Source organism: Herbiconiux daphne (genome assembly GCF_024979295.1).
Lineage (GTDB): Bacteria > Actinomycetota > Actinomycetes > Actinomycetales > Microbacteriaceae > Herbiconiux > Herbiconiux daphnes.
On record NZ_JANLCJ010000161.1, the window covers coordinates 1 to 1,026 of the forward strand.

1 protein-coding gene is annotated in these 1,026 nt (G+C 42.6%); it reads left to right on the forward strand.

All coding sequences use genetic code 11. From position 1 onward, the window contains the following. A partial coding sequence (locus N1032_RS23780; RefSeq protein ID WP_259542864.1) for a DNA polymerase occupies window positions 1–1,026 on the forward strand: 1,026 nt, incomplete at both ends.

Consider the following 1,026-nt stretch of genomic DNA (forward strand, 5'->3'; position numbering starts at 1 on the left):
AACGCCTTTGACTGGAAAAGAGTGGGGATATTGTGAAACTGACTTGGATATCGTAGACGCTTGGGTACAGGAACAAATTGACTATTATGGATCAGTTTTCGAGATACCATATACGAACACGGGGATCGTTCGCAGGGAGTTAAAAGAACATATCGCAACCCGTGGCGAGGAAGTGACGGAGGCGCAACGCAGGAAGAATATTTTTGCATGGAATGACGCGAACGCCCGTCACTGGAAAATGACACCGAACGATTACGAGGCGTTAAGGCTTGCATTTATGGGCGGGTACACTCACGGAACGTATCGGCATTTTAACCGTGTGATTGAAATGGTAACTTCTTACGACTTTACAAGTTCATATCCCGCCGTTATGCTTATGGAAAAATTTCCAATGGGAACGCCCGTTAAGGTTGATCCTAAGAAATTTTCGATTCCGCGAATTTACAATGAACTCGATAACCCGCAGAAAAACGAATATGCCTATATCGTTATGGCACAGTTTCACGGCTTACGAATTCGATCAGACGTTGCAGACGCGCCTTTGAGTAAGTCAAAAGCCTATATCAAACTTGAAAACGGCGATTGGGTTAAACCTAAGAACGATAATCAAAACATGGAGATATTCAACGGACGTATTATCAGCGCAGACACGATCGCAACAGTAGCAACGGAACAAGACTTGTTGATATTCCGTGATGCTTACGAGTGGGATAGTGTAGAAACAATTTGGGTTCGCAGAATGATTAAAAATTATTTACCGATTGAGCTATTCGAGGTTATTCTTGATTTATACTACAAGAAAAACACACTCAAAGGCGTTGTAGGCAAGGAACAGGAATACATGAGATCGAAAGGAATGCTTAACAGTGTTTACGGTATGTGTGTAACGAGGAAAGACAAGGACACCGTTTCATATTTCGGTGACTGGGATATCGAAAAAGGAGATACAGCAGAAGCCCTTGCAGAGGCTATGGAGAAATACAACAAGAGCATACACACCGTACACAACTTTCAAAGTCTTTTCTA